Here is a 24,659-nt window from a genome sequence, read left to right on the forward strand (position 1 = left end):
CGCGGGTGCGCAAGGGCGAGACGGTTTGCGGCCGATCGCGCCGGGTTCCGCCATATCCCGTCATCGCGAGCGTGAGCGAAGCGATCCAGCGGCGCGACCTTTCCGGATAGGGCAGTGCCCTGAATTGCTTCGGCTCCGCGATCCTGCTGGCGAAGGGTATCGGACCGCTGGGATGCCTCGTCCGGCGCCGCCGCGATCCAGGGCACGACGAGAGCCGAACGATCCTCTCACGTCGCCGCCGCTCCATTCGCCAGCGGGATCGGCGGAAGCCTCGCAAGGACGAAAGGGACACCGAGGCAATCCGAACGTCTCACTCCACCACGAGCTTGTAGCCCTGGCCGGGCCTGAGCACCGCACCGCGCTGCATGCCGTTGAGCACGAGGAAGCGGTCCACCGCGCGGTCGGGCACGCTCATGCGGCGGGCCAGACCCTCGACGGTGTCGCCCGCTCCGGCGGTGACGATCTGGAGATGGGCCGGCTTGAGGGAGGCCGTCTCCTCCGGCTCGATCGGGCGCAGGCTCTCCAGCCAGCGCCGGAAGGCCGGCTCCGGGTCGGTCGCGCCCTTGGCCGCCATGATCATGCGATAGGTGGTCTCGCCCATGCGGACCGCCGCGAGGCGGAAGGTCCAGTCCTTGCCGCGCGAGAGCGCGGTGACGACGGAGCGCCCGCCGACGATGCGGTTCTCGACCGAACCCGCCTCGATGGCGTCGTTCCAGGTGGCGCGCAGCACGTCCTCCAGGCTGCGGTCGCCGCTCGCCTCGACCTGATCGAACAGCAGGCGGCGGCTGCCCTCCGGCGTGGTGCCGAGCACGGCGTTGCGGGTGTTCTCGATGGCGAAGGCGTCCGGCACCTCGAAGGCGATGCCGAGGCCCGGATGCAGGAAGCGTCGGCCGCGCACCAGCCCCTCGCCGGGATCGTCGCCGTAGGCGAGCCCGTCGATCGCCGCGAGGTAGCGGGCGCGGTCGTCGGCGCCGAGGCCGGGTGCGCCGATGCGCCGGGCGGCACGGGTCACCAGCGCGATGCGCTCGGCGGTGGCCGGATGGGTCGCCAGCATGTCGGGCTCGGCCGCGCTGCCGCTGCCGGCCTTCAGCGCCATGGTGCGCTGGAGCGCGTCGAGGAAGCGGCCGGCGCCGAAGGGATCGTAGCCGGCCTGGGCCAGCACCCGCACGCCGTTGGTGTCGGCCTCGAACTCCTGCTCGCGGGAGAAGCGGGCGAGGGTGAACTTCGACTGGCTCGCCAGTTGCGCCCCCGTCGCGGGATCGTTCAGCACGTCGGCGACCACGCGGCTGACGAGTTGCGAGCGCAGGGCCATCTCGCTGCGGGCGGTGGCGTGGCGCAGGGTCACGTGGGCGATCTCGTGGGCGAGCACGGCCGCCGCTTCCGAGCTGTCGCTGGCGAGCGCCAGCAGGCCGCGGGTCACGTAGAGCCGGCCGCTCGGCAGGGCGAAGGCGTTGACGACGGGCGAGTCGAGCAGCGTGACCGCGTAGGCTTCCTCCGGCCGGTCGCTGGCGCGCACCAGCCGGTCGGTGATCTCGGTGAGCAGCCGGTGGGCGGCGGGCGCGCGATACTCGCCGCCGAAGGAGGCGACGAGTTTGGCATGGTCCGCGTCGTCGGAGCGGGCGCGCCCCGTCGTCTTCGGCGCCTGCTCGGGCACCGTGATCACCGCGGGCGTGAGCACGCTTCCGGTCTGGTCGGCGGCGCAGGCGGCGAGCAGGGCGGCGAACGCGACCGCTGCGCCGAGCCGCACGCCGACGCGCGCAAGCTGGTCCCGGCGGCGCCCCCCCGCGCTCCGCCGCCCCGATTCGTGCTGCCGATCCCCCGTCATGCCGTTCTAGCGCCGCAGCGCCCGCTCCCCCTCGACGACCTCGATCCCCTCGACGCCGGCAAGGTCGATCAGCGGTCCCCGCCCGATCTCGACCCTGCCGCGGATTCTCACGAGGCGGCCCCTCAGCGTGGCCGCCGACAAACCATGTTCGGCAAGGGTCCGCCAAGTGCGTTTCTGCACGGTTACGGTCAAGCCCGTCTCACCCCGGCGGGCGAAGTCCAGATAAGTCCGCCCCGGCCGCTCGCCGACATGGAGGATGCGCCCCTCCACCACGGCGAAGCGCCCGGCGCGGGCGTTCAGCGCCGACGCGTCGGTCGCGGCGACCGGGCCGCCGGACCACAGGCCGCGCCCCGCCGCCCGCGGCACCTCTTCGAGGGCGCGCAGGGAAGGGCGGCACAGGGCGTCCGCCTCGCCGGCATCGGCGGAGGCGAGGCCCGCCGCGATCAGTGCCCCGGCGAGATCGACCGGTTCGGTCCCGCCGGCGATCCCATCGGCGCGGCGGCGGCCCCAGCGATCCTCGGAACCGCGCTCGGTCAGGACGAGCGGCGCGTCGCGGAAGGACAAGAGGCGGCCCCGGGCAGCCGCGTCGAGAGCGGGATCGTCCGGCCAGCGCAGGTCCGAGAGCACCGCCCGGCCTCCGGACGCGAGAATCAGTTCGCCCCGGGCTCCGACCCCGGCGAGGCGATCCTCCCGGGAGGCCGCCGGGCGGCACGACGCATCGGCCCCGGACGGGGCGGCCACGGCCTGGGGTGCGGCGGGGCCGTTGCAGGCCGCGACGAGGCAGACGAGGACCGGGGAGACGCCGCGGCCGGCCCGGCGTCCGTCGGATGCAGAATCGCGCCTGTCACCGGGCCACATCGTCACCGCTCGCGCTCGATCTCCGGTGATGATGGCACGCGAAAAAGGCCCGGATCGCGGCCCGAGGCCGCGATGATTCCTTGGATGCCCCTTGCAAGCGCGGATTGTCGGCGGCTGCGTCCCCCGGGCAACAGAACCGGCGAACCTCCAGATCGCAGCGCGCCGATCCTCGGCCGCTTCGCCAGGGCCATCGCTTGAAGCGATGGCCCTGGTTTTCTTGGCCGGCCTCAGAGCCTGTTTGACCGGCGAACGTGTCTTCGTCAGGCAACGGCAAGGCGAGAGGAAGGTCCTACTCCCATCCTGAACCCTCATCCTGAGGTGCCGGAGCGCAGCGGAGGCCTCGAAGGGTGCTCCAGGAATCACGCGGGATCTGGAGGATCCTTCGAGGCCGCTCACGCGGCACCTCAGGATGAGGGGCGAGATGCGATCACTGCAGTCAAACAGGCTCTCAGTCGCCGGCGCCCGCCTCCGCGGGCTCAGGCTTTCACTCCGCTCGATGTTTTCAGGACGAACGTCCTGAAAACATCGAGCGATGGCCCTGCCGCTTCGCGCCTGAACGGTTGGCGCTCCCGCGCGATGATGCTAAGCCTTGCGTCGACGTCTCCGTAGCTCAGTTGGACAGAGCACAGGTTTCCTAAACTCCATCAAATTGGGCGTCGCGATGGGAAACCGCGCGGCGGATCCGCTCAAATTCGGGGAAAGCTCCCGGCGCTCCGGCGCCCTGCCGATCCCGAGCCAAGCCCGAGGCCTGAAGGCCGCGGGAAGGTGTAGAGACTAGACGGGCGGCACCTAAAGGCTTTTCGCAGGGCCCAGGGTGAAGGGATAGTCCAGGCCACGAACGCGCCGAAAGCGCGGCGGCGAAAGCCGAAGTGGTACGAAACCTGGGGTCGCAGGTTCGAGCCCTGCCGGGGACGCCATTCTTATTCAATTCTCAAGATTGCATCGGATACTTTGTGCGTCCGTAGATTTTCCTGCGACGCCGCACCGCACTTTTAACAAATGAAAGTTTCTGTGAGTCGTCACCGACAGGGGGTGCGGCGCTCTTGCACGGTGCAAGGTTTCGTTCGAAGCATCCACGCAAACGGGCCGAGCGGAACGAGCATGGCAGGGCAGAAAACCGATGAACGCGATGTCCTTCTCGGACGCCGCATCGCCGAGCAGCGCAAACGCTCGAAGCTGACGCAGCGCGCCGTCGCCGACAGCTTTGGAATGTCGGCCGCCCAGCTTCAGAAGTATGAAAAGGGCGTCAACCGGATCAGCGCGATCCATCTCGCGATCCTGGGGCGCCTGACGAACACCCCGGTGTCCGACTTTCTCGACGGCATTCCCCACCCCGACGCGACAGTCGAACGCGGCTTCGCCGAGAGCGAACAGCAGGGTTTCACGGTCGAGCCCTGGTCCGAACTGGCGCGCGCTTTCGCCCGGCAATTCGTCGACACCTTCAGCGACGCCCAGCGCCGCGACCTCTCCGCCGCCTTCGACGTCCTGAGCCGCGAACTGAAGACCTGACGGCGACCGCACGATCCCCGGCAAACGGGAGCCCATCAAGGCGCGGCGGCCGGTGCCCCGACAGGGCCGACGCTGATCTCGTGCCGGCTTGACGTTCGTTATAACGGACGATTTCGCCATTCCGGCTTGACCGTCCGAACCGTCGATGCGACAAGCCGCGCCTTCTGGAGACCGGGTCAAGCGCCGTTTCAAGACGAGGCGCGCCCGACAATCGGGGGTGCATGCAATGCCTCGTTCCGACTACCTCTTCACCAGCGAGTCCGTCTCCGAGGGTCACCCCGACAAGGTGAGCGACCGGATCTCGGACACCGTGGTCGATGCCTACCTCGCGGCGATGCCGGAGGCGCGCCTCGGCGTCGAGACGCTGACCACCACGAACCGCGTGGTGATCGCGGGCGAGGTGCGCGGCCCCGATTCCGTGACCTTCAAGGATCTGGAGGCGCTGACCCGCGAGGCCGTGCGCGACATCGGCTACGAGCAGTCCGGCTTCCACTGGAGGAACAACGACGTCGCCATCCACCTGCACGCCCAGTCGGCCGACATCGCCCAGGGCGTGGACGCCTCCGGCAACAAGGACGAGGGCGCGGGCGACCAGGGCATCATGTTCGGCTACGCCGCCGACGAGACCCCGGCCCTGATGCCGGCCCCGATCTTCTACGCCCACAAGATCCTCAAGGATCTCGCCGACGCGCGCAAGGCCAAGCAGGGCGACGCGGCCAAGCTCGGCCCCGACGCCAAGAGCCAGGTCACCGTGCGCTACGCCGACGGCCGCCCGGTCGAGGTGACGCAGATCGTGCTCTCGACCCAGCATCTCGACGAGTCGCTCGACTCGGCCGACGTGCGCGCCATCGTCGAGCCCTACATCCTCAAGGCCCTGCCGCAGGGCTGGGTCAACGAGGGCACCGCCTGGCACGTCAACCCGACCGGCAAGTTCGTGATCGGCGGCCCCGACGGCGATGCCGGCCTCACCGGCCGCAAGATCATCGTCGACACCTACGGCGGCGCCGCGCCGCACGGCGGCGGTGCCTTCTCCGGCAAGGACCCGACCAAGGTCGACCGCTCGGCCGCCTACGCCGCGCGCTATCTCGCCAAGAACGTCGTCGCCGCCGGCCTCGCCCGCCGGGCCACGATCCAGCTCTCCTACGCCATCGGCGTCGCCAAGCCCCTGTCGATCTACGTCGACCTGCACGGCACCGGCACCGTGGACGAAGCGAAGCTCGAATCGGTCCTGATGGACGCCCTCGACCTGTCGCCCCGGGGCATCCGCACCGCGCTCCAGCTCAACAAGCCGATCTACGCCCGCACCGCGGCCTACGGCCATTTCGGCCGCGAGCCCGATGCCGACGGCGGCTTCTCCTGGGAGAAGACGGATCTCGCCGACAAGCTGAAGTCGGCGTTCTGAGCCCGAACCGCCATGGGGAGGGATGACCGAAACATCCCTCCCGAGACGGGCGGGACGGGCGACGCCGAGCGGGCCTTCTATGGGCGCCGCAAGGGCAAGCGGCTGCGGCCGGGCCAGGAGCGGCGCCTCGAAGGGCTGCTCCCGACGCTCCGCGTCGCGCTCCCCGAGCGCGGTGCGCTGCTCGATCCGCCGACACTGTTCCCGGTGCCGGTCGATGAGGTCTGGCTGGAGATCGGCTTCGGCGGCGGCGAGCACCTCGCCGCCCAGGCCGAGTCCAACGGCCGGGCCGGCATCGTCGGCTGCGAGCCCTTCGTCAACGGCGTCGTGAAGCTGCTGCGCACCGTCGACGAACGGAAACTCCGCAACGTGCGCGTCTGGGACGAGGACGCCACCGCTCTGCTCGCCGCCCTGCCGGATGCAAGCCTCGCCCGCGCCTACCTGCTCTATCCCGACCCCTGGCCGAAGCGCCGCCAGCGCAAGCGCCGGTTCGTCTCGGATGCCTCGCTCGCCGAGATCGCCCGGGTGCTGCGCCCCGGCGGCCTGTTCCGCTTCGCCAGCGACATCGACGATTACGCCGGCTGGACCCTGGTCCGCGCCGCCCGCTGTCCGCATCTGCGCTGGACGGCCGAGAGCGCCGACGACTGGCGCCGGCCGTTCCCCGGATGGCCGGGCACCCGCTACGAGGCCAAGGCCATCGCGGCCGGCCGGCGGCCGAGCTACCTGACGTTCGAGCGGGTGGGCGCGGGCTGAACCGGTTCCTCGACCGGTCGCTCGAACGTTTCCCTCCGTCATCGCGAGGCGAAGCCGAAGCGATCCAGCGCGCCGCCTTATCCGGAGATGTCGCACCCTGGATCGCTTCGCTGTCGCTCGCGATGACGGCAGGGTGAAGCGATTCAGCCGGGATCGGCCGCCCGACGAGGCTGTCCGCTCATCCCTCCCGACCCGAACTGGCTTGAACGCAGTGCGGCCAGGAAGCCGGATGTCGAAAAGGTTCGACATCCGGGATGGGGGAGACAGCCTCAGTTCGTCTTCGCCGCAGCCTTCTTGGCGGCCGCCGGCTTGGCCGCAGCCTTCGTCGTCGCCTTGCGCACCGCCGGTTTCTTCGCCTCGGCCCCGTCCGCCTTCTTCGCCGTCGTGCGGGCCCGCGCAGCGGTCTTTCGCACCGGCTTCTTGCCGCCGCCGGAGGCGCGCTTGGCGTTGACGAGGTCGATGGCCTGCTCCAGCGTCAGGCTCTCGGCGGCCATCGTCTTCGGCAGGGTCGCGTTGACCGAGCCGTCGCTGACATAGGGGCCGTACTTGCCCGCCTTGACCACGAGGTCGGCACCGTCCGGATGCCGGCCGATCGAGCGGCCGGGATCGGCGGCCGGGCGTCCGCGCCCGCCGCCCTGCTCCTTGGCGACGATCAGGTCGATGGCGCGGTTGGCGCCGATCTCCAGCACGTCGTCGTCCTTGCCGAGGTTGGCGTAGGTTTTTCCGTGCTGCACGTAGGGGCCGAAGCGGCCGAGATTGGCCAGGATCGGCTCGCCGGTCTCGGGATGCCTGGCGACCTCGCGCGGGAGGGAGAGAAGGCGCAGCGCGACCTCCAGCGTCACGCTGCCGGGGCTCATGCCCTTGGCGAGCGAGGAGCGCTTGGGCTTCGCCGCGCCCTTCTCGGACGACGCCTCGCCGAGTTGCACGAACGGGCCGAAGCGCCCGTCGCGCAGGGTCACGGGCAGGCCGGTGGCGGGATCGTCGCCGAGCACCCGCACGCCGGGCTGGCCGCCGTCAGTTGAGGAGCCGTCCCCCTCGCCCTCGACGCCGGAGGCCGAGAGCTGGCGGGTGTACTTGCACTCGGGATAGTTCGAGCAGCCGATGAAGGCGCCGAACTTGCCGAGCTTGAGCGAGAGCTGACCCGAGCCGCAGGTCGGGCAGGCGCGCGGGTCGCCGCCATCCGCCTTTTCGGGAAAGATGTGCGGCCCGAGCAGGCCGTTGAGCGCCTCCAGCACCTCGGCGACGCGCAGTTCCTTGGTGCCGCCGATGGCCGCCGAGAAATCGCGCCAGAAGTCGCGCAGCACCGAGCGCCAGTCGATCTCGGCGTTCGAGACCCGGTCGAGTTGCTCCTCCAGGTCGGCGGTGAAATCGTACTCGACGTAGCGCTTGAAGAAGCTCTCGAGGAAGCCGGTGACGAGGCGGCCCTTGTCCTCGGGCTGGAGGCGCTTCTTCTCGATCCTGACGTATTCCCGGTCGCGCAGGGTCTGCAGCACCGCGGCGTAGGTCGAGGGCCGGCCGATGCCGAGCTCCTCCATCCGCTTGACGAGACTCGCCTCGGAGTAGCGCGGCGGCGGCTCGGTGAAGTGCTGGGTCGAGGCGATGCGCTCGCGTTTGAGCGGATCGCCCGCCTTCATCGCCGGCAGGCGCTTCGCGTCTTCATCCTCCTCGTCGTCCTTGCCCTCCTGATAGAGGGCGAGAAAGCCGTCGAACTTCACGACCTGACCGGTCGCGCGCAGGTCGATCCGGCGCGGCCCGACGCTGGCGGCGACCTCGACGGTGGTGCGCTCCAACTCGGCCGATTCCATCTGGCTGGCGATCGTGCGCGTCCAGATCAGCTCGTACAGGCGGGCCTGCTCGGGCTCCAGAGAGCGGGCGACCTGCTTGGGCAGGCGGCTCATGTCGGTCGGGCGCACGGCCTCGTGCGCTTCCTGCGCGTTCTTGGCCTTCACCGAGTATTTTCGCGGCGCGTTCGGCACATAGTCGTCGCCGAACTCGCGGCCGATCACCCGGCGGGCGTCCGAGATCGCCTCCGGCGCCATGTCGACGCCGTCGGTCCGCATGTAGGTGATGATGCCGACGGTCTCGCCGCCGACATCGACGCCCTCGTAGAGCTTCTGCGCCACGCGCATGGTCTGCGCCGGCGCCATCCCGAGTTTTCGCGAGGCCTCCTGTTGCAGGGTCGAGGTGGTGAAGGGCGGCTGCGGGTGGCGCTTGGCCGGCTTCGCCTCGACCGACGCCACCTGGAAGGTCGCGAGTTCGAGGTCGCGCTTGAACGCCGCCGCCGCCTCGGCATTGCCGACATCGAGGCGCTGGATGCGCTTGCCGTCGGCGCCGACGAGCCGCGCCTCGAACACGCCGCCGGCCTCCGTCGCCAGCGTCGCCACGATCGACCAGTACTCGCGGGGGCGGAAGCGCTCGATCTCCATCTCGCGCTCGACCACGAGGCGAAGCGCCACCGACTGCACCCGGCCGGCCGAGCGGGCGCCGGGGAGCTTGCGCCACAGCACCGGCGAGAGGTTGAACCCGACGAGGTAGTCCAGGGCCCGGCGCGCGAGATAGGCGTCGACCAGCGCCTGATCGATCTCGCGGGGCTTGCGCATCGCCGCATCGACCGAGGCCTTGGTGATGGCGTTGAAGGTCACCCGCTCGACGGGAATCCCCTTGAGCGCCTTGCGGGCCGCGAGCGCCTCGATGACGTGCCAGGAGATCGCCTCGCCCTCGCGATCCGGGTCGGTCGCGAGGATGAGCTTCTCGGCGCCCTTGATCGCCCGGGCGATCTCGGAGACGCGCTTCGAGCCCCGGTCCTCCAGCTCCCAGATCATGGCGAAATCGGCCTCCGGATCGACCGATCCGTCCTTGGCCGGGAGGTCGCGGATATGGCCGAAGGAGGCCAGGACCTCGTAGTCGCGCCCGAGATATTTGTTGATCGTCTTGGCCTTGGCCGGCGACTCGACGACGACGACTTTCATGAACCTCTGCCTCTCGCCAGAGCCTCACCGCGGGGACGGTTTTGGGGATGGCGCGGATGCGTACCGGTCGGAGGCCGGCTCTCGCGCCGCGCAGAAGTGGGTGAGCGGCGCGGCGTTGTCAAATCGGGGAACGGGGGAGGAGGCGCCTCAAATCCCGGCGTACCACTCGTAGCCCCGATCCTCCCAGTAGCCGCCATTGCCGTCGCCGATGCCCTTCAGGCCCTCGGTCACCTCGATCCGCATGACATACTTCGCCTGCTTGTAACCAAGCTGGCGCTCGACCCGTAGGCGTAACGGCGCCCCATTCGGGACCGGCAGCGCCTGCCCGTTCAGGTCGTAGGCGAGGATCGTCTGCGGGTGAAAGGCGTCGGTGAGGTCGATGCTCTCGTAGTAGCGCACGGGCGTGCCCTGCGCCGCCTCACCCTCGTCCGCCGGGGCTTCGGCGCCGGCGGCCTTCGAATCGCTCGCTTGGTTCTCCGCGCCCTCCGGCCGCGCCTCCATCCCGGGATTGGCGGTCTTTTCCGTATCCGCCTCCTCGTCCCCGCCGCTCGCCGCGTACTCCATCGTGTCGGCGCAGTGGAACACGACGTAGCGGGCGTTCGGCTTCAGGCCGGCGCGCTGGAGCACTTCCGAGAGCGGCACGCCGGTCCACTTGCCGATGGCGCTCCAGCCTTCGACGCAATCGTGCCGGGTCGTCTGCGTGCGGGCGGGCAGGGCCCGCAGGTCGGCGAGGCCGAGATCCTGCGGATGCTCCACGAGGCCGTCGATCCGGAGCTTGAACCCCTCGAAGCTCCTGGCGGCGAGCGCCTTGTAGTCCCGGTCCGGCGGCTCGATCGTGCCGTTCGGCTTGAACCAGGGCGAGATCTGCGAATCCGGAAACTCCTTGGCCAGCGAGGCCGGCGTCAGCAGCAGGCGCTGCACGAACAGGTTGGCGTCCTCGCCGGCCTTCAGCGTGCGCCGGCCGGTGGGACTGGCGGCGAAGCGGTCGCAGCCGCCGAGCGACGCAACGCCGAACAGGCCGGCCGCCGCCGTCAGGAAGCCGCGGCGATGCGGCTTGGGAATCGACAGGCGGCGTCTCATCGGATCTCTCCCGGTCCGGCGGGAAGCTTTCGGCGCTCGATCACGAACCAGCCGGTGACCATGCTGCGCATGTTGTTGACCACGCCGGAGAGCAGGACGAGCAGGACGTGGACGATCACGAACAGCACCAGCAGGTTCGTGACGATGAAGTGGACCGTGCGGGCCGATTGCCGGCCGCCGAACAGGTCGGGCAGCGGCACCACGGCGTTGACGCCCGGCGACATCGACAGGCCGGTGAGCAGCATCAGCGGCAGCAGCACGGCGACGACGACGAGGTAGGTGAGCTTCTGCAGCACGTTGTAGCGCTTGGCCTCGTCTCCTTTCGGGAAGTGCAGGGTCAGGTGCTCGCGGATCGAGGCGCCGAATCCGCGCATCTGGTCGCCGTCGGGGATGAGGCGGCGGCGCAACTGGCCGGTGCCGATGCCGTAGAGGAGGTAGATCAGGCCGTTGACGACGAAGGCCCAGGCGAACAGGAAGTGCCAGCGCCGGCCCGTGGCGAGGTCCTGATGCGCCGGCAGCGTCGCCCAGGCGGGGAACGCGCGGCCCGCTTGCTGTCCGTCGAGGTTCGACAGGCCGAGCACGCCGGTGGTGTCGAAGGTGCGGCCGGCGACGTAGACGATGCCGCGGGGCGTGCCGTCGTCCCGCTGGTCGTCGGTGATCGCGACGAACGGGGTGTCGAAGGTCGAGGCGGCCCCCCAGTACAGGGCCGGATGCGCGTTGAAGATCTGCAGGCCGCTCATCAGCAGGATGGCGAGGCAGACCACGTTGATCCAGTGCGCCAGCCGGATCACCAGCGGGTGGCGAAACATCCAGCGCCGCCGCACCGTCTCCACGATGTCCGGTCCCGAGAGCGTCGATCCTGCGGCCACGGCGGGCGGTTCCCTGGTGAGATGCCCCTCGCCCCGGCGGGGAGCGGAGAAGGCCTTGTCGTCGGACGAAAAAGGCCCGCCCGGTCTAACCGGACGGGCCGAGGAACGCCTATTCGGCGAGCCGGTACAGTCGGGTTACATCCCGCCCGCGCCGGACTCCATGCCGCCAGAGTTCATGCGCTTGGAGCGCATCATCTTCTTGCTCTTCATGGGCTTTTTCATCTTCTTGGAGCTGCGCTTCATCGGCCGCTGCCCCTGGCTCATGTCGTCGCCCATGGCGCCCTGCTGCATTTGGCTGCCCATGCCACCCGGCTGCACGCCCTGGGCGTAGGCACCCGACGACAGGGCGAGACCGAGCGAGAGAGCACCGGCGGTGAGGAGAAGTCGCGCGTTCATGAACGTCCTTTCGGTGTTCGGGGCAGGCGCCGGTCGCGGAAGATCGCGTGCCGGCACGCTCAAGCCCGATGGATGTGCTGCCAACGGACAACGGGATGGGATCGTTCAAAATTTTCTCGATCACGGCCTCGCGAGGACCAAGAAAACCTCTTCGCCGCGACAGGACGAGGCCTTTCCTTCCCGCACCACGAAAGCGGGTTGCGGCCCCGCCGCCCGCCGTGCCTTGCCGGGCTGCCCCCGGGCACCTATAGCCCTCGACCAACGCTCGACATGGCCGCATGACCGCTCAGACCGCACCCGCCTTCCCGCACCGGCACCTGCTCGGCATCGAGGGCCTGAGCCGGCCGGACATCGAGTCGCTGCTGGAGCGCGCCGACGCCGCCGTCGCCCTGTCGCGGCAGGTCGAGAAGAAGCGCACCACCTTACGCGGCCGCACCCAGATCAACCTGTTCTTCGAGCCCTCGACCCGCACGCAATCCTCGTTCGAACTGGCGGGCAAGCGCCTCGGCGCCGACGTGATGAACATGTCGGTCGCCTCGTCCTCGGTGAAGAAGGGCGAGACGCTGATCGACACCGCGGCGACGCTCAACGCCATGCGGCCCGACATCATCGTCGTGCGCCACCATTCCGCCGGCGCCGTGCATCTGCTGGCCCGCAAGGTCGATTGCGCCGTGGTGAACGCGGGCGACGGCGCCCACGAGCATCCGACCCAGGCATTGCTCGACGCGCTGACCGTCCGCCGCAACAAGGGCGGCATCGAGGGGTTGAGGATCGCGATCTGCGGCGACGTCCTGCATTCGCGGGTCGCGCGCTCCAACATCATCCTGCTCCAGGCGCTCGGCGCCCGGGTGCGGGTGATCGGCCCCTCGACGCTCCTGCCCACCGGCATCGAGCGCTTCGGCGTCGAGGTGTTCACCGACATGCGCGAGGGCCTGAAGGGCTGCGACATCGTGATGATGCTGCGCCTCCAGCGCGAGCGCATGAACGGCTCCTTCGTGCCGAGCGTGAAGGAGTATTTTCGCTATTACGGCCTCGACGGCGACAAGCTGGCGCTGGCCAAGCCCGACGCGCTGGTGATGCATCCCGGCCCGATGAACCGCGGCGTCGAGATTTCCTCGGAGATCGCCGACGGGGCGCAGTCGCTGATCCGCGAGCAGGTTGAGATGGGCGTCGCCGTGCGCATGGCCGTGCTGGAAGCGCTGGCGACCCACCTGCCGAACGGGTGAATCCGAATTGAGTGCGCTCCTCCTCTCCAACGCCCGCCTCCTCGATCCGGCCACCGGCCGCGAGGGCCCCGGCGCGGTGCTCGTGCGCGACGGCCGCATCGCCGACATCGCCTGGGGCGCCGTACCCGCGCCCTCCGAAAACTGCGAAACGATCGATTGCGGCGGCCTCACCCTCGCCCCCGGCCTGATCGACCTGCGCGCCTTCGTCGGCGAGCCCGGCGCCGAGCACCGGGAGACCCTGGCCTCGGCGAGCGCCGCCGCCGCCGCCGGGGGCGTGACGACGCTGGTCTGCATGCCCGACACCAACCCGGTCATCGACGGGCCGGCCATCGTCGATTTCGTGCTGCGCCGCGCCCGCGACACGGCGAGCGTCAACGTCCTGCCGGCCGCCGCCATCACCAAGGGGCTGGCGGGCCGCGAGATGACCGAGTTCGGCCTGCTGGCGGAAGCGGGCGCCGTCGCCTTCACCGACGGATTGAAGGCCGTCACCAACGCGCAGGTGATGCGCCGGGCGCTCACCTACGCCCGCGATTTCGGTGCGTTGCTGATGCAGCATGTCGAGGAGCCGGATCTCGCCGCCGAAGGGGTGATGAACGAGGGCGAGATGGCCTCCCGTCTCGGGCTGATGGGCATTCCCCGCGAGGCCGAGACGATCATGCTGGAGCGCGATATCCGCCTCGTGCGCCTGACCGGCGGGCGCTACCACGCGGCGATGATCTCCACCGCCGATTCCGTCGAGATCGTGCGGCGGGCGAAGGCGGCGGGCCTGCCCGTGACCTGCGGCGTCTCGGTCAACAACCTCGTGCTCAACGAGGGCGACATCGGCCACTACCGCACCTTCTGCAAGCTCTCGCCGCCCTTGCGCCGCGAGGACGACCGGCAGGCGGTGATCGCCGCGCTGAACGAGGGCGTGATCGACGTCATCGTCTCCGACCACAACCCGCAGGACGTGGAGACCAAGCGCCTGCCGTTCGCCGAGGCCGCGGACGGGGCGCTCGGCATCGAGACCCTGCTCGGCGCCTCCTTGCGCCTGCTCCACACCGGCGACGTGACGCTGAAGACGCTGCTGGGCGCGCTCTCGTCCAATCCCGCGACACTGCTCGGCCGCGCGGCGGGGCGCCTGGACAAGGGCGCGCCCGCCGACCTCGTGCTCATCGACCCCGATCTGCCCTACCTCCTCGACAAGCGGCACCTGAAGTCGCGCTCGAAGAACTCGCCCTTCGATGAGGCGCGGCTCCAGGGCGCGGCGGTGCTGACGCTGGTCGGCGGCCGGATCGTCCACCGCTCCGAACTCCCGACCCTCGCCGCATGACCACGCTCCTCGCGGCCGGCTGGCCGATCCTCCTCGCCGCCCTCGTCGTCGGCTACGCCTGCGGCGCGATTCCCTTCGGGCTGATCCTCACGCGGGTCGCCGGCCTCGGCGACGTGCGGGCGATCGGGTCGGGCAATATCGGCGCCACCAACGTGCTGCGCACCGGCCGAAAGGGTCTCGCCGCGGCCACGCTGCTGTGCGACGCGCTCAAGGGCACGCTGCCGGTGCTCGCCGCCGGCCAATGGGGGGAGGGGCCGGCGCTCGCCGCCGGGCTCGGCGCCTTCCTCGGCCATCTCTTCCCGGTCTGGCTCGGCTTCAAGGGCGGCAAGGGCGTGGCCACCTTCATCGGCGTGCTCCTCGCGCTCAGCCCGCTGACGCTCCTGGTCTTCGCCGCGATCTGGCTCGGGCTGGCCTTTGCCCTGAAATACTCCTCGCTCGCCGCGCTCGCGGCCTCCGCCGCCACGCCCCTCGTCCTGTGGGCGCTCGGACACGGACCGGTTGCAGCGCTCTTCCTCGTGCTCGCGGCGCTGCTATGGTGGAAGCACGCGCCCAACATCCGCCGGCTCGCCGCCGGCACCGAGGGGCGGATCGGGCAGAAGGGCTGAGGGCGGCCCCTCCCGACAGGAGGGGGAGACCGATGCAGCTCACCGACGCGCAACGCCTCGACTGGCTGCGCCTGATCCGCACCGACGGCGTCGGCCCGCGCACCTTCCGCGGCCTGATCAACCGCTTCGGCAGCGCATCCGCCGCCCTCGACGCCCTGCCGGCCCTGACGAAACGCGCCGGCAAGCACGCCGTACCCCCATCGAAGGCGCAGGTCGAGCGCGAGATGGTGGCCGCCGACCGCCTCGGCGCGCGCTTCCTCGCCATGGGGGAGGCGGCCTACCCCAAGGCGCTCCACGCCACCGAGACCGCGCCGCCGCTGATCGCCGTGCGCGGCGACCCGGCCGTGCTCCTGAAGGCGTCGGTGGCGATGGTCGGCTCGCGCAACGCCTCGACCGCCGGCCTCGCCTTCACCGAACGGCTCGCCCGCGGCTTCGGCGAGGCCGGCCTCGTCGTGGTCTCGGGACTCGCCCGCGGCATCGACGCCCGGGCCCACAAGGCCGCCCTCGCCGGCGGCACCGTGGCGGTGCTCGCGGGCGGGCAGGACCGGATCTACCCGGAGAACCACGGCCCCCTCGTCGAGGCGATCGTCGGCGCAGGCGGAGCGGTGGTCGCCGAGATGCCGATGGGCTGGGTGCCGCGGGGGCGCGACTTCCCCCGGCGCAACCGCATCATCTCGGGGCTCAGCCTCGGTACGGTGGTGGTCGAGGCCGCGCGCCGCTCCGGCTCCCTGATCACCGCGCGCTTCGCCCTCGAACAGGGCCGCGAGGTCTTCGCGGTCCCCGGCTCGCCGCTCGATCCGCGGGCGGAGGGCACCAACGACCTGATCCGCCAGGGCGCGACGCTGGTGGCGGAGGTGGAGCACGTCCTTTCCGTCCTCGAACCGCTGATCGACGGGCACGCCCCGTCCGAGGAGGGCCTGAGCGACCGCCCGGAGGCATCGGGGACGCTCGATTACTGGGACGAGATCGACCTCGACGGCACGGCGCCGGCCGCCGCGCCGCCGTTCGACGGGTCCGAGCCGGCCGAGCCGGCGAGCGAGCCCGCGGACGACCGCGCCCGGCTGATCGCGATGCTGAGCCCGACGCCGGTCGGGACCGACGAACTCGCCCGCTCCACCGGCCTGCCGGTCCGGATCGTGCAGACGACCCTGCTCGAACTCGAACTCGACGGCCGAATCGAGCGGCACGGCAGCGGCGCGGTGTCCCTGGCCGCACGGGGATGAGGACCGTCGGGCCCGGTCGCGGATGCGGGTGCTGTCCGAGGGCGGCGGCAGAACCATTTCGGCACCGTCGCGGTCCTGGATTGATTCGCCATTCGGCTCGCAAGGACGGTGTGAGCTTCCCCTCGTCGTTGCGAGGCTCGGCGCAGGCAATCCGGACAGGTCGCGCCACAGGATCGCTTCGCCGACGCGCGCGATGCCGGCGGCCCTGAACGGTCCAGCCGAAAACGCGCGACGTCTTCGTTGGCAAAAGGTGACAGGTCCATGCCCATCGAGATCGGTTTCCTCGTCTTTCCCCGGGTGCAGCAGCTCGATCTGACCGGCCCCTACGAGGTGCTGGCGATGGTGCCGGGCACCCGCGTCCATCTCGTCGCCAAGGCGCTCGGCCCCATCGAGAGTGCCACGGGCCTCATCCTCACGCCGACGGTGAGCTTCGCCGACTGCCCCGTCCTCGACGTGATCTGCGTGCCGGGCGGTTCGGGGGTCAATCCGCTCATGGAGGATGCCGAGACCCTCGACTTCCTGCGCCGGCAGGCGGAGACGGCGCGCTACCTCACCTCCGTCTGCACCGGCGCCCTGGCGCTCGGCGCGGCCGGGCTTCTGCGGGGCAGGCGGGCCACGACCCACTGGGCGGCCCACGACCTGCTCGCCGCCTTCGGGGCGATCCCGACGGAAGGGCGCGTGGTGCGCGACGGCAACCTGATCACCGGCGGCGGCGTGACCGCGGGCATCGATTTCGGCCTGACGCTCGCCGCCGAACTGGCCGACGAAGCCACGGCACAGGCGATCCAGCTCCATCAGGAATACGCCCCGGCTCCGCCCTTCGACGCCGGCCGACCCGAGACCGCCGGGCCCGGGATCCTCGCGGCCGCGCGCGAGCGGCTCTCGGCGACGCGCCGGGAGCGGGAGGCGATCGTCGCGCGGGTGGCGCGGGTCCGGGGCTGACGCCCCGCAAACGCGATCGGGCCGGGCTTTGCGGCTTCGACCGGCCTCCGTCGCTTCGGCTGAAGCCTCGCGATGACGGGTGAGGCGCCAAGAGCTAGAACCCGTCCGCCTCCTGCGCCTCCGAAAACATCCCGCCCATCACGTCGAGGCAGCTCTGCAGGATGTAGGCGGCGGCGAGCTTGTCCACGAGTTCGCCGCGGCGCGCCCGGGAGGCGTCGGCTTCGAGCAGGGTGCGGGTGACCGCAGCGGTGGAGAGGCGCTCGTCGAAGAACAGCACCGGCAGCGACAGGAGCGGCCTGAGGTTGCGGGCGAAGCTCCGGCTCGACTGCGCCCGGGGGCCTTCCGAGCCGTCCATGTTGAGCGGCAGGCCGATCACGAGACCGCCGACGCCGTGCGCCGCGCAGAGCGCCACGAGCCGCCCCGCATCGGGCGTGAACTTCACCCGACGGATCGTCTCCAGCGGCGAGGCGATCCGCCGCCCGACATCGGACAGGGCGAGCCCGATGGTCTTGGTGCCGAGATCGAGCCCGATCAGGCGCGGCGCCCCGCGGGAGGCCTCGGCGAAGGCCGCGATCTCCTCCCGGTTCACGAAGCCGTCGCTCCCCATCGCCCCAGCGCCGCCGCGTCGTCGCCCTCGAAGCGCGGGGGCAGCGGGCCTTCGCCCTCGCCGAGGATGTGCAGGATCTCCAGCCCCTGGAGGCCGCGGACGAAGGCGGCGAGATCCGCCCCGCCGAAATGCACCGTCTCCAGATCGGCGCACAGCACCCAGATGTCGTATTCGGGGAAACCCGGCGTGACGTCGAAGAACAGGAAGTCGCCCCGCTCGGTCTGCCCGAAGAAGCAGGCCCGCCCCATCAGGTCGGCATCGGCGTCGCCTTCGATGGTGAAGCGGTGCGGCTCGTCGCTATCGCCGTCCCGCAGGCCGTCGAGGGCGAGCGCCACGCCGTGGGCGATCAGGTGGGAGCGGGCGCTCAGGTCCGCCGCCGCCACCGGAACCGGCGTGAAGATGCGGACGTGCCCGCCGATCCGCCCGGCGCCGCACTCTCGAGCGAAGCTGCGGTAGCTCCCGGGAAGGGTGAAGCCCAGTTCGGCCTCGGCGCGGGCGAGATCCGCCTCGCTCGAAGCGAGGCCCGGGCGCAGGTCCCGGAAGACGTTCTCCCACATGGCCTGTCCTCCCTGTCTTGCCGGCGGACGGGCTTACGCCCGGCCGCGCCGACTTGTCCACCGTGCGGATTAACCATGCATGACGGATCCGGCAGGGCAGGGGAGCGGGAAGCGGCGAGCGATGTTAAGGTTTCGTTAACGATACCGGAGCCGTCCCATGTCGATGCCGCCTCGCGCCGCCGCTCGCCGAACGAGCCGCCTCTCGCTGCGGCACGTGCTGATGCTGGCGCTCGCACTGGAGATCCTCGTCGTCGGCGCCGTCAACGCCGACCGCTACCGCCGGCCCGGCGTCACCGTGGACATGCCGGTGACGCGAGGCCACGTCATCGTCTGAGAGCCGTTTGACTGCGCGCATCCCATCCTGGCCCTCATCCTGAGGTGCTGCGAAGCAGCCTCGAAGGGGCCTCCGCTTCGCTCCGGCGCCTCAGGATCAGGGTTCAGGATGGGAGAAGACATTCCCGAAGGGATCGATCGGATCTCGCGAAAGTCCCAGGCCGCGCTCGGCGTTGCCCCTGCGCGAAGGCGAGTGCTATAGCCCGGCCGATCTTGCGGGCGGGGCCTCTTCCCGCCCGAACCGGGCAGGACGACACGGACGGCATGTCGGTCGACGAGAAGACGGTACGGCGCATCGCGCATCTGGCCCGCATCGCGGTGAGCGACGAGGAAGTCGGCCCGCTCCAGGGCGAGCTCAACGCGATCCTCGCCTTCGTGGAGCAGCTCGGCGCGGTCGATGTCGCCGGCGTCGAGCCGATGACCTCGGTCACCCCGATGCGGATGAAGAAGCGCGCCGACGTCGTGAACGACGGCGGCCGGGCGCGCGACGTGGTCGCCAACGCACCCGAGACCGAGGACGACTACTTTCTCGTGCCGAAGGTCGTCGAGTAGTCTCTCGAACGCGACGGAGCGGCTCTTCTGCCACCCGCGCGACGCGAAGCGCCCGCGGGATCGGTGCGGATACTCGGTGCGGATACCTGGGACGGGCATGACGGCACTCAACGAACTCACCCTGGCCGAGGCTCGCGACGGGCTGGCCTCGAAACGCTTCTCGGCCCGGGAGATCGCGCAGGCGCATCTCGACGCCATCGAGCGGGCGGGCGCGCTCAACGCCTATCTCGTCGCGACGCCCGACCGCGCCCTGAAGATGGCCGGGGTCTCCGACGCCAAGATCGCCAAGGGCGAGGCGCGGCCCCTCGAAGGCCTGCCGCTCGGCATCAAGGACCTGTTCGCCACGCAAGGGGTGCACACCACCGCGGGCTCGAAGATCCTCGAAGGCTTCGAGCCGCACTACGAGTCGAACGTCTCGGCCCAGCTCTGGCGCGACGGCGCGGTGATGCTGGGCAAGCTCAACCTCGACGAGTTCGCCATGGGCTCGTCCAACGAGACCAGCGCCTACGGCAACACGATCTCCCCCTGGCGCCGCCAGGGTTCGGATACGCCGCTCGTGCCCGGCGGCTCGTCCGGCGGCTCGGCGGCGGCGGTGGCCGCGCATCTGTGCCTGGGCGCCACCGCCACCGATACCGGCGGCTCGATCCGCCAGCCGGCGGCCTTCACCGGCACGGTCGGCATCAAGCCGACCTACGGGCGCTGCTCGCGCTGGGGCATCGTCGCCTACGCCTCCTCCCTCGATCAGGCCGGCCCGATCGCCCGCACGGTGCGGGACTGCGCGATCCTGCTCGGCTCCATGGCCGGGCACGACCCGCGCGACACCACCTCGGTCGATCTGCCGGTGCCGGATTTCGAGGCCGCGGTGTCGCGCGGCGTGAAGGGTCTCACCATCGGCATTCCGAAGGAGTACCGGGTCGCGGGCATGCCCGCCGAGATCCAGGCGTTGTGGGACCGGGGCGCGGACTGGCTGAAGGAGGCCGGCGCGACGGTCCAGGAGATCTCGCTGCCGCACACGCCCTACGCCCTGCCGGCCTACTACATCGTGGCGCCGGCGGAAGCCTCCTCGAACCTCGCCCGATACGACGGCGTGCGCTACGGCCTGCGGGTGCCGGGGCGTGACATCGCCGGGATGTACGAGAACACCCGCGCCGCCGGCTTCGGCCGCGAGGTGAAGCGGCGCATCATGATCGGCACCTACGTGCTGTCGGCCGGCTACTACGACGCCTACTACGTGCGGGCCCAGAAGATCCGCACGTTGATCAAGCGCGACTTCGAGGCGGCCTACGCCTCCGGCGTCGACGCGATCCTCACCCCCGCGACCCCCTCGGCCGCCTTCGGCATCGGCGAGAAGGCGAGCGCGGATCCGGTCGAGATGTACCTCAACGACGTGTTCACCGTGACGGTGAACATGGCGGGCCTGCCGGGCATCTCGGTGCCGGCCGGCCTCGACGCGCAGGGTCTGCCCCTCGGCCTGCAGCTCATCGGCCGCCCCTTCGACGAGGAGACGCTGTTCGCCGCCGCGCAGACGATCGAGAACGCGGCCGGGCGGATCGGCCTGCCGAAGGCGTGGTGGGCGTGAACGCGCCCCCCGTCGTCCCGGTCTACCCGGTCTCGGTCTGGATCCTCGCCGGGTTCGATCCCGTCCTGATCGCGGTCGCCGTCGTCCTCGGTTGGAAGGCCGACCAGTTCGGCAAGGTGTTCATCGCGGCCATCGCCGCGCTGGCGGTCTCGGTGCTGTTCGCCTGGATCGTGACGCGGATCGGCCTGCCCTGGCCGGCCCCGGTGGCGGCCGACATGCCGACCTTCTTTCCGGTGCGGACCGTGGCGGCGTTCCTGTGGGCGGTGGTTGGGTATGGGGCGCGGCGGGTGCTGAAGCACTGAGGGCCGCGACCTCCATTTCCGGCACGATTCCTGGAGGACCCTTCGAGGCCGCTTCGCGGCACCTCAGGATGAGGTCGGCGGGGTGGATGAGCCGGTCCTTGCGGAAGGACGCTTCGCCAGGAACTGCACCCTGTCCCAATCCTCCGCGATCAGCGCCTCTTTTTTGGCGCGGCTCCAGCCCTTGATCCGGCGCTCGGCTGCGATCGCATCGGTGATGCGATCGAACCACTCCGCATAGACCAGCGTCACCGGGCGGCGGTGATAGGTGTAGCCGATATGCGTTCCGGCCTGATGCTCGGCCAGCCGCCTGTCGAGGGACTCACCGCGGGCCGAGCCGACATAATAACTGCCGTCGGCACAGCGCAGCATGTAGACGAACGCCGTCAAGGCGACCTCGGCGGAACGAGGAAGATCTCTTACCCTCCCAGATTCGCCGCTCCGGCTCAACGGAGATGGAAACCACCCCCGCTCCTCATGCTGAGGTGCGCGCGGCACGCGCGCCTCGAAGCACGCGCGCCGCCGCTCCCATCCGCTACTCCGCCGGCACCGAATGCCCATGGTGGTCCTCGACGGGCACCGCCTCCGCGTTCTCCCCCGCGGCCACGTCCTTGCGTCGGAACAGGCGCATCACCACCACGAAGAACACCGGCACGAAGAACACCGCGAGCACGGTGGCCGAGATCATGCCGCCCATCACGCCGGTGCCGATCGCCTGCTGGCTCTTCGAGGCGGCGCCGGTGGCGATCGCCAGCGGCACCACGCCGAAGACGAAGGCGAGCGAGGTCATCACGATCGGACGGAAGCGCAGGGTCGCCGCCTGGATCGTCGCCTGGACGATGTTGGTGCCGGGCTTCCACAGGTCGCGGGCGAACTCCACGATCAGGATCGCGTTCTTGGCCGAGAGGCCGATGATCGTGATCAGCCCGATCTTGAAGTAGACGTCGTTGGGCAGGCCGCGCAGATACACCGCCGCCACCGAGCCGATCACGCCGAGCGGGATCACCAGCAGCACCGAGAACGGGATCGACCAGCTCTCGTAGAGCGCGGCGAGACACAGGAACACGATCAGCACCGAGAGCGCCAGCAGCAGCGAGGCCTGGCTGCCCGCCTCCTTCTCCTGCAGCGACTGGCCGGTCCAGGCGTAGCCGAAGCCCTTCGGCAGGAAGGTCATCAGCCGTTCCATCTCCTTGATGGTGTCGCCGGTGGTGTAGCCGGGGGCCGGATCGCCGGTGAAGCGCACCGATTGGTAGCCGTTGAAGCCGATGATCTGGGCCGGGCCGACGCTCCATTTCAGGTCGGCGAAGGAGGACATCGGCACCATCGTCCCCTGCGCGTTCTTGACCGCGTAGTTCAGGAGGTCCGCCGCGTTGAGACGCTGGAGATCCTCGGACTGCACGATCACGCGCTGCATCTTTCCGCGGTTCGGGAAGTCGTTGACGTAGACCGAGCCGAGATTGATCTGGATCGTGTTGTTGATGTCCTCGAAATCGACGCCCAGCGCCGCCGCCTTCTCGCGGTCGATGATGAGTTCGGCCTCGGGTGCGGGCGGCAGGCCCTCGACGTAGACCTTGGTGAGGATCGGGCTCTTGCGGGCGAGCGACAGCAACTGCTCCTGGGCGGCCATGAGCGCCGAGTAGCCCTTCTGCGCCCGGTCCTGGAGGCGGAACGAGAAGCCCGAGGCGTTGCCGAGATTGTCGATCGGCGGCGGCTCCAGCGCCTGGATCACCGCATCCTTGTAGCTCCCGAGGGCCTTGTTGGTGCCCTCGACCAGCTTGGCCGCGGAATTGTCCGCATCGCGCTCGGACCAGGGCTTGAGCGTCACGAAGGCCTGGCTCGTCATCTGGCCCTGGCCGGAGAAGGAGAAGCCGTTGATCACCGTCACCGTGGCGACGCCCGGCTGGGCGAGCAGATGGTCCTCGACCTTCTTCACCGCGGCTTCCGTGCGGTTGAAGGAGGAGCCCGGCGGGGTCTGGATGTCGACGGTGAAGAAGCCCTGGTCCTCCAGCGGCAGGAAGCCCTCCGGCAGGCGCAGGAAGGCGAAGGCGACGCCCGCGACCAGCGCGAGGTAGATCAGCATCACCCGGCCGGACTTCCTGATGAACCACGCCACGCCGCGGCCGTAGCGGGCGGTCTCGCGGTCGACGAAGCGGTTGAACATCCCGAACACGCCGCCCTTGGCGTGGCCGTGCCCCTGCGGGATGGGTTTCAGCATCGTGGCGCAGAGTGCCGGGGTCAGCGACAGGGCGAGCAGGGCCGAGAAGGCGATGGAGGTCACCATCGCGATCGAGAACTGCCGGTAGATGATGCCGACCGAGCCGGGGAAGAACGCCATCGGGATGAACACGGCCACCAGCACCAGGGTGATGCCGATGATCGCCCCGGTGATCTGGCCCATGGCCTTGCGGGTCGCCTCCTTCGGCGGCAGACCCTCCTCGTTCATGATGCGCTCGACGTTCTCGACCACGACGATGGCGTCGTCGACGAGGATGCCGATGGCGAGCACCATGCCGAACATGGTCAGCACGTTCACGGAGAAACCCGCCAGCAGCATCACCGTGCAGGTGCCGAACAGGGCGATCGGCACGACGATGGTCGGGATCAGGGTGTAGCGGATGTTCTGCAGGAACAGGAACATCACGACGAAGACGAGCACCACCGCCTCGACCAGGGTGTGCAGCACCTTCTCGATCGAGGCGTCGACGGCGGGCGTGATGTCGTAGGGGATGTCCCACTTCACCGTGTCGGGGAAGAACCGGGACAGTTCCACCATCTTGGCGCGGATCGCCTTGGCCGTCTCGATGGCGTTGCCGTCGGGCGCGAGCGTCACCGAGATGCCCGCCGCCGGGCCGCCGTCGAGGCGGGTCGTGAACTTGTAGTCGTCGCCGCCGAGTTCGATCCGGGCGACGTCGCGCAGGCGCACGTTCGAGCCGTCGGGATTGGCCCGCAACACGATGGCGCCGAAGGCCTCCGGCTCGGTCATCTGCCCCTTGACGATGATCGGGAAGTTGACGGCGTGGCGTTCGGGCGACGGCTGCGCGCCGACCGCGCCGGAGGCGATCTGGACGTTCTGGCGGCCGATCGCCTTGGTCACGTCGGCGGCGTTGAGGGAAAGGCCGCGCAGCTTGTCCGGGTCGATCCAGATCCGCAGCGCCCGCTCGGTCGAGTAGAGGGTGGCGCGGCCGACGCCGGGAATGCGGCGGATCTCGTTGATGACGTTGCGGATCAGGAAGTCGCCCAGGCCCACCTCGTCGGTCTTCCCGTCGGTGGAGACCAGCGTGATGATGTTCAGCGTCGCGGCGGAGGCCTCCTCCACGAGGATGCCCTGCTGGCGCACCTCGGCCGGCAGGCGCGCCTCGACGCGCTTGAGGCGGTTCTGCACCTCGACGCCGGCATAGCCGGGGTCGGTTCCGGGCCGGAAGCTCGCGGTGATCTCGATCACGCCGAACGAGTCGGAGGCCGATTCGAAGCTCAGGATGTTGGCCGCGCCGTTGAGTTCGTCCTCGATCAGCCGCGTCGTGCCGGTGTAGAGGTTCTCGACGGACGCACCCGGATAGGAGGTCGAGAGCGCGATCGCCGGGGGCGCGATGATCGGGTACTGCGCGATCGGCAGCATCGGGATCGAGAGCGCGCCGCACAGAAGGATGAACAGCGCGACGACCCAGGCGAAGACCGGCCGGTCGATGAAGAAGCGGGCCATGGGGCTCGTCGATGTCCTATGCCATCGGGCCGGCGATGCGAGGCGCACCCGCCGACCACGCGATTG

At 70.1% G+C, this 24,659-nt stretch carries 22 protein-coding genes; 12 read left to right on the plus strand and 10 right to left on the minus strand.

What is annotated here, in order from left to right:
* Positions 1–310: 310 nt before the first annotated feature.
* The gene (locus PGN25_19825) at positions 311–1,825 is read right to left on the minus strand and encodes a M48 family metalloprotease (GenBank protein MEH3119763.1); all 1,515 of its coding nucleotides are present in this window, start codon (positions 1,823–1,825) and stop codon (positions 311–313) included.
* 6 nt (positions 1,826–1,831) lie between these two features.
* The gene (locus PGN25_19830; protein ID MEH3119764.1) at positions 1,832–2,683 is read right to left on the minus strand and encodes a DNA-binding protein; all 852 of its coding nucleotides are present in this window, start codon (positions 2,681–2,683) and stop codon (positions 1,832–1,834) included.
* A gap of 1,101 nt (positions 2,684–3,784) precedes the next feature.
* Here PGN25_19830 and PGN25_19835 point away from each other — a divergent pair.
* From PGN25_19835 to PGN25_19845, 3 genes are all read left to right on the plus strand, one after another.
* The gene (locus PGN25_19835) at positions 3,785–4,192 is read left to right on the plus strand and encodes a helix-turn-helix transcriptional regulator (GenBank protein ID MEH3119765.1); all 408 of its coding nucleotides are present in this window, start codon (positions 3,785–3,787) and stop codon (positions 4,190–4,192) included.
* 226 nt (positions 4,193–4,418) lie between these two features.
* Complete coding sequence (gene metK / locus PGN25_19840) at positions 4,419–5,594, plus strand: methionine adenosyltransferase (protein ID MEH3119766.1); 1,176 nt, start codon at positions 4,419–4,421, stop codon at positions 5,592–5,594.
* A gap of 12 nt (positions 5,595–5,606) precedes the next feature.
* Positions 5,607–6,344, plus strand: coding sequence for a tRNA (guanine(46)-N(7))-methyltransferase TrmB (locus PGN25_19845; protein MEH3119767.1), 738 nt, complete (start codon positions 5,607–5,609; stop codon positions 6,342–6,344).
* 269 nt (positions 6,345–6,613) lie between these two features.
* Here the strand turns inward: PGN25_19845 and topA are convergent, their stop codons facing one another.
* The 4 genes from topA to PGN25_19865 all read right to left on the minus strand — a co-directional run bounded on the left by topA (position 6,614) and on the right by PGN25_19865 (position 11,658).
* The gene (gene topA, locus PGN25_19850) at positions 6,614–9,313 is read right to left on the minus strand and encodes a type I DNA topoisomerase (protein MEH3119768.1); all 2,700 of its coding nucleotides are present in this window, start codon (positions 9,311–9,313) and stop codon (positions 6,614–6,616) included.
* Between the two features lie 147 nt (positions 9,314–9,460).
* The gene (locus tag PGN25_19855) at positions 9,461–10,393 is read right to left on the minus strand and encodes a molybdopterin-dependent oxidoreductase (GenBank protein MEH3119769.1); all 933 of its coding nucleotides are present in this window, start codon (positions 10,391–10,393) and stop codon (positions 9,461–9,463) included.
* Complete coding sequence (locus PGN25_19860) at positions 10,390–11,262, minus strand: cytochrome b/b6 domain-containing protein (GenBank protein ID MEH3119770.1); 873 nt, start codon at positions 11,260–11,262, stop codon at positions 10,390–10,392. Before PGN25_19860 ends, PGN25_19855 begins: the two co-directional genes overlap by 4 nt.
* 135 nt (positions 11,263–11,397) lie before the next feature.
* Positions 11,398–11,658, minus strand: a complete 261-nt coding sequence (locus tag PGN25_19865) for a hypothetical protein (GenBank protein ID MEH3119771.1) — start codon at positions 11,656–11,658, stop codon at positions 11,398–11,400.
* A gap of 278 nt (positions 11,659–11,936) precedes the next feature.
* On the opposite strand from PGN25_19865, the gene PGN25_19870 reads away from it, so the two are divergent.
* From PGN25_19870 to PGN25_19890, 5 genes are all read left to right on the plus strand, one after another.
* Entirely contained in the window at positions 11,937–12,884 is a 948-nt protein-coding gene (locus PGN25_19870; GenBank protein ID MEH3119772.1) for an aspartate carbamoyltransferase catalytic subunit, read from the plus strand.
* A 7-nt stretch (positions 12,885–12,891) separates the two neighbouring features.
* Entirely contained in the window at positions 12,892–14,196 is a 1,305-nt protein-coding gene (locus PGN25_19875; protein ID MEH3119773.1) for a dihydroorotase, read from the plus strand.
* A complete protein-coding gene (gene plsY, locus PGN25_19880) occupies positions 14,193–14,801 on the plus strand; it encodes a glycerol-3-phosphate 1-O-acyltransferase PlsY (GenBank protein MEH3119774.1) in 609 nt (202 codons plus the stop codon). The genes PGN25_19875 and plsY overlap by 4 nt, the downstream gene beginning before the upstream one ends.
* Positions 14,802–14,833: 32 nt before the next feature.
* Positions 14,834–16,024 carry a DNA-processing protein DprA gene (gene dprA / locus PGN25_19885; GenBank protein ID MEH3119775.1) on the plus strand — a complete coding sequence of 397 codons (1,191 nt, stop codon included), beginning with the start codon at positions 14,834–14,836 and terminating at the stop codon, positions 16,022–16,024.
* Positions 16,025–16,285: 261 nt separating this feature from the next.
* Positions 16,286–16,966, plus strand: coding sequence for a DJ-1/PfpI family protein (locus PGN25_19890; GenBank protein MEH3119776.1), 681 nt, complete (start codon positions 16,286–16,288; stop codon positions 16,964–16,966).
* 94 nt (positions 16,967–17,060) lie between these two features.
* On the opposite strand, the gene ruvX is transcribed toward PGN25_19890, so the two are convergent.
* Entirely contained in the window at positions 17,061–17,555 is a 495-nt protein-coding gene (ruvX, locus tag PGN25_19895) for a Holliday junction resolvase RuvX (GenBank protein ID MEH3119777.1), read from the minus strand.
* Positions 17,552–18,130 (minus strand): SMI1/KNR4 family protein, encoded by a 579-nt coding sequence (locus PGN25_19900; GenBank protein MEH3119778.1) that lies wholly within the window; start codon positions 18,128–18,130, stop codon positions 17,552–17,554. Before PGN25_19900 ends, ruvX begins: the two co-directional genes overlap by 4 nt.
* Before the next feature lie 157 nt (positions 18,131–18,287).
* On the opposite strand from PGN25_19900, the gene PGN25_19905 reads away from it, so the two are divergent.
* The 4 genes from PGN25_19905 to PGN25_19920 all read left to right on the plus strand — a co-directional run bounded on the left by PGN25_19905 (position 18,288) and on the right by PGN25_19920 (position 20,896).
* The gene (locus tag PGN25_19905; protein MEH3119779.1) at positions 18,288–18,464 is read left to right on the plus strand and encodes a hypothetical protein; all 177 of its coding nucleotides are present in this window, start codon (positions 18,288–18,290) and stop codon (positions 18,462–18,464) included.
* A gap of 263 nt (positions 18,465–18,727) precedes the next feature.
* The gene (gene gatC / locus PGN25_19910) at positions 18,728–19,015 is read left to right on the plus strand and encodes an Asp-tRNA(Asn)/Glu-tRNA(Gln) amidotransferase subunit GatC (protein MEH3119780.1); all 288 of its coding nucleotides are present in this window, start codon (positions 18,728–18,730) and stop codon (positions 19,013–19,015) included.
* 97 nt (positions 19,016–19,112) lie between these two features.
* A complete protein-coding gene (gene gatA, locus PGN25_19915; protein ID MEH3119781.1) occupies positions 19,113–20,594 on the plus strand; it encodes an Asp-tRNA(Asn)/Glu-tRNA(Gln) amidotransferase subunit GatA in 1,482 nt (493 codons plus the stop codon).
* Entirely contained in the window at positions 20,591–20,896 is a 306-nt protein-coding gene (locus PGN25_19920; protein ID MEH3119782.1) for a hypothetical protein, read from the plus strand. The genes gatA and PGN25_19920 overlap by 4 nt, the downstream gene beginning before the upstream one ends.
* A 63-nt stretch (positions 20,897–20,959) precedes the next feature.
* Here PGN25_19920 and PGN25_19925 read toward each other — a convergent pair whose 3' ends face one another.
* Together PGN25_19925 and PGN25_19930 are read right to left on the minus strand one after the other, a co-directional pair.
* Positions 20,960–21,283: a GIY-YIG nuclease family protein gene (locus tag PGN25_19925; protein ID MEH3119783.1), complete on the minus strand. Its 324-nt coding sequence runs from the start codon at positions 21,281–21,283 to the stop codon at positions 20,960–20,962.
* A gap of 145 nt (positions 21,284–21,428) precedes the next feature.
* On the minus strand, positions 21,429–24,593 hold the full coding sequence (locus PGN25_19930; GenBank protein ID MEH3119784.1) for a multidrug efflux RND transporter permease subunit: 3,165 nt from the start codon (positions 24,591–24,593) through the stop codon (positions 21,429–21,431).
* Positions 24,594–24,659: the final 66 nt, after the last annotated feature.

Origin of the sequence: Methylorubrum populi, from assembly GCA_036946625.1 — a bacterium.
Lineage (GTDB): Bacteria > Pseudomonadota > Alphaproteobacteria > Rhizobiales > Beijerinckiaceae > Methylobacterium > Methylobacterium populi_C.

What these genes read in the sequence shown, in the direction of transcription:
- gatC (MEH3119780.1), top strand. Translation starts at nt 18,728, where the DNA reads ATGTCGGTCGACGAGAAGACGGTACGGCGCATCGCGCATCTGGCCCGC.
- PGN25_19905 (MEH3119779.1), top strand. Translation starts at nt 18,288, where the DNA reads ATGTCGATGCCGCCTCGCGCCGCCGCTCGCCGAACGAGCCGCCTCTCG.
- PGN25_19835 (MEH3119765.1), top strand. Translation starts at nt 3,785, where the DNA reads ATGGCAGGGCAGAAAACCGATGAACGCGATGTCCTTCTCGGACGCCGC.
- gatA (MEH3119781.1), top strand. Translation starts at nt 19,113, where the DNA reads ATGACGGCACTCAACGAACTCACCCTGGCCGAGGCTCGCGACGGGCTG.
- PGN25_19890 (MEH3119776.1), top strand. Translation starts at nt 16,286, where the DNA reads ATGCCCATCGAGATCGGTTTCCTCGTCTTTCCCCGGGTGCAGCAGCTC.
- topA (MEH3119768.1), bottom strand. Translation starts at nt 9,313, where the DNA reads ATGAAAGTCGTCGTCGTCGAGTCGCCGGCCAAGGCCAAGACGATCAAC.
- PGN25_19830 (MEH3119764.1), bottom strand. Translation starts at nt 2,683, where the DNA reads ATGTGGCCCGGTGACAGGCGCGATTCTGCATCCGACGGACGCCGGGCC.
- PGN25_19855 (MEH3119769.1), bottom strand. Translation starts at nt 10,393, where the DNA reads ATGAGACGCCGCCTGTCGATTCCCAAGCCGCATCGCCGCGGCTTCCTG.
- PGN25_19845 (MEH3119767.1), top strand. Translation starts at nt 5,607, where the DNA reads ATGGGGAGGGATGACCGAAACATCCCTCCCGAGACGGGCGGGACGGGC.
- PGN25_19825 (MEH3119763.1), bottom strand. Translation starts at nt 1,825, where the DNA reads ATGACGGGGGATCGGCAGCACGAATCGGGGCGGCGGAGCGCGGGGGGG.
- PGN25_19865 (MEH3119771.1), bottom strand. Translation starts at nt 11,658, where the DNA reads ATGAACGCGCGACTTCTCCTCACCGCCGGTGCTCTCTCGCTCGGTCTC.
- metK (MEH3119766.1), top strand. Translation starts at nt 4,419, where the DNA reads ATGCCTCGTTCCGACTACCTCTTCACCAGCGAGTCCGTCTCCGAGGGT.
- dprA (MEH3119775.1), top strand. Translation starts at nt 14,834, where the DNA reads ATGCAGCTCACCGACGCGCAACGCCTCGACTGGCTGCGCCTGATCCGC.
- PGN25_19930 (MEH3119784.1), bottom strand. Translation starts at nt 24,593, where the DNA reads ATGGCCCGCTTCTTCATCGACCGGCCGGTCTTCGCCTGGGTCGTCGCG.
- PGN25_19900 (MEH3119778.1), bottom strand. Translation starts at nt 18,130, where the DNA reads ATGTGGGAGAACGTCTTCCGGGACCTGCGCCCGGGCCTCGCTTCGAGC.
- PGN25_19870 (MEH3119772.1), top strand. Translation starts at nt 11,937, where the DNA reads ATGACCGCTCAGACCGCACCCGCCTTCCCGCACCGGCACCTGCTCGGC.
- plsY (MEH3119774.1), top strand. Translation starts at nt 14,193, where the DNA reads ATGACCACGCTCCTCGCGGCCGGCTGGCCGATCCTCCTCGCCGCCCTC.